Origin of the sequence: Steroidobacter sp. (assembly GCF_016790065.1) — a bacterium.
Classification (GTDB): domain Bacteria; phylum Pseudomonadota; class Gammaproteobacteria; order Steroidobacterales; family Steroidobacteraceae; genus Steroidobacter.
In genome coordinates this window covers 1-2313 of the sequence record NZ_JAEUPY010000579.1, presented here as the reverse complement: position 1 = coordinate 2313, position 2313 = coordinate 1, and the positions used below count along the sequence as shown (strand labels likewise).

The following is a 2313-nucleotide window of genomic DNA, read 5'->3' as shown; positions in this document are numbered from 1 at the left end:
CTCCACCATCGTGATCGCCAACTACGTCGAGAGCGATCAAGTGGTGATCGCGGTGTTGTCGGTGGCGTTCTTCGGCCAAGGCATGGTGAACCTGGGCTGGACCTTGATTACCGACGTGGCGCCGAAGCGCTTGATCGGTTTGACCGGCGGCGTGTTCAACTTCTTCGCCAACCTGGCCGGCATCGTCACGCCCATCGTCATCGGCGTGATCGTGGGCACCACCGGTTCGTTCTTCTTCGCCCTCGCCTACATCGCCGTGGTCGCGGTCATCGGTGCGCTGTCGTATATCTTCATCGTCGGCGAGGTGAAGCCGGTGGAGATGGACCTCTAGTCGCGAGGCGTTCGCGGCGCTCCGGCGCCGACGGCGCCCGGCATGTTCACTGTCGAGAAGAAATCCATTCGCTTGATGTCGAAGCGGCGCGTGCCGACCTCGTCGCCGAACTCGATGTATTGCTGATCTCGCAGCGTGAACTTCGGCAGCTTCACGTCGCGTGTGTTCGGATCGCCCGTCGCGGCGAACATCACCAGCGCATCGGACATCTTCTGCGCCAGGGCGCGGTCGTAGTCCGTCCAGGCTCGTGTTTTGCGAATGCGGTTGTAGACGTCCTGGGTCAGCAGGAAGAACGGCACTTCGCTGGTGTGATAGGCCCCGGCAGTGGCTGGATTGAGGTCCGCGATCTTGGCTCCCGGTTCGAAAGAGTGCGGATGGCTGTACATATATAGGTAGGTCGCGGCTTGGCCTTTGGCCACCTGCCCCACCGCCCAGCTACGCATCGACGTCGCCATGCCGCCGTCGCGCACGGCCGTCGCCCCGACCGTTGGCACCTCCGCATCGGAGCGCACGGGATAGAGCTTTAGAAACTTTCCGGCTTCGCCAGCAAAGTACTTGTTCGCCGCCGTGGTGAACTCAGCCATGGAGCGCGCTGTGCGCAGCTCGTTGCCGCTTTCGTCCCGAGTGAAACCGATGAGTAATGGCACGTCGTTCTGCTGGCCGCTCGCGAAGATCTCTCGCGGCGTGCGAGGCATGAAGTACGCATCGAGATTGGGGCGGAAGCGGACTGTGCCAGCGGTGCCGCCGAGTTGAAACTCCGCCTGGGCAGCAAGGATGCGATCGGCTGGGACGTTTCTTAGGTCGCCCAGCGAATTTACGCCGAGCACCTTCTGTAATTCCAAGCCTGATTGCTCGGCTTCCGCTTGCGGAATCGGATCGGCGCCAACGCGCAGGCCGCCGCCGCTCATGCCGACGATGCGATGGAATAGACCTTTGGCCAACGGACTGGCTTGCAAGCTGAACGCCGAGCCTGCACCGGCGGATTGGCCCGTCACGGTGACCCGCTTCGGATCGCCGCCGAAACGCGCAATGTTTCGTTGGATCCACTGCAGGGCTGCGACTTGGTCGAGATGGCCGTAGTTGCCCGACGCTCTGTGCGGCGACGTGGCGGTTAGTTCTGGGTGCGCCAGGAAACCGAATGCGCCGACTCTGTAGCCGGCGGTTATGTAGATCACGCCTTTCTGCGCGAGCCCTTCGCCGCCGTAGTTCGGCATGCTCGCCGAGCCTATGGAGAGGCCGCCGCCGTACAACCACAGAATGACGGGGGCTTGCTCGCCTTCGGCGAGCTTTGCCGGCGCCCAGATGTTTAGATACAAGCAATCCTCGCTGGTCGCTTCTTCGCCGAAGTAATGATTGATGTTGTGCGGGCGGAGGATTTGGATGCACTCGGGCGCGAACCGATCGGCGTTGTACACACCTTTCCATGCTTCACGCTGCTGCGGCTCACGCCAACGCAAGTCGCCCGTCGGCGGCGCGGCGAATGGCACACCGAAATACGCCCGCACGCCGGATTGCAGCACTTTGCCACTGACTTTGCCCGTATCGATAGTGACCGGATCGCCCGGTATCGGAGTCTCGACGATCTGCGCTTGCGCGTTGCTCATCCACAGCGCAGTCGTTGCCACCAACGCTTTAAGCACTGCCGTACGCACGGACAAAGATCTCTGCATCCCGATCCCCGAAATCGCTCGTTGTTATTCGCAGCTGCTCAAGTCGACACGTGGCTGACCTTCCGGCCGGGCGAGTAAATGTCCATGATGTTCCAGTGCCCCGCCGTCGGCACCGGCGCGTTCTCCATAATCACGTCCAGCAAATACGGCTTGCCGCAACTCACTGCATGTTCCAACGCCGGCTTGAATTGATCGGCCGACTCGATGCGTACCGAATCCACACCATACGCCTTCGCGATGGCGGCGAAGTTCGGCGAGTACGGCTGATCGTTATGACGAAACACCGTCCCGAACGTGGTCCCGAAGTGCGCC

General features: G+C 61.8%; 2 protein-coding genes and 1 pseudogene. 1 reads left to right on the top strand and 2 read right to left on the bottom strand.

Going from position 1 to position 2313, the window contains the following annotated elements; genetic code table 11:
• Positions 1-331 (top strand): annotated as a pseudogene (locus JNL55_RS23990) (MFS transporter); the annotation flags it as partial.
• Here the strand turns inward: JNL55_RS23990 and JNL55_RS23985 are convergent.
• Positions 328-2001 (bottom strand): carboxylesterase/lipase family protein, encoded by a 1674-nt coding sequence (locus JNL55_RS23985; protein ID WP_293860117.1) that lies wholly within the window; start codon positions 1999-2001, stop codon positions 328-330. The pseudogene JNL55_RS23990 and the gene JNL55_RS23985 overlap by 4 nt on opposite strands.
• 38 nt (positions 2002-2039) lie before the next feature.
• On the bottom strand, positions 2040-2313 hold a 274-nt coding region (locus JNL55_RS23980), incomplete at its 5' end, for a thiamine pyrophosphate-dependent enzyme (RefSeq protein ID WP_293860114.1).

Excerpts from the sequence above, each read along its gene's own strand:
- JNL55_RS23985 (WP_293860117.1), bottom strand. The coding sequence starts at position 2,001 with ATGCAGAGATCTTTGTCCGTGCGTACGGCAGTGCTTAAAGCGTTGGTG.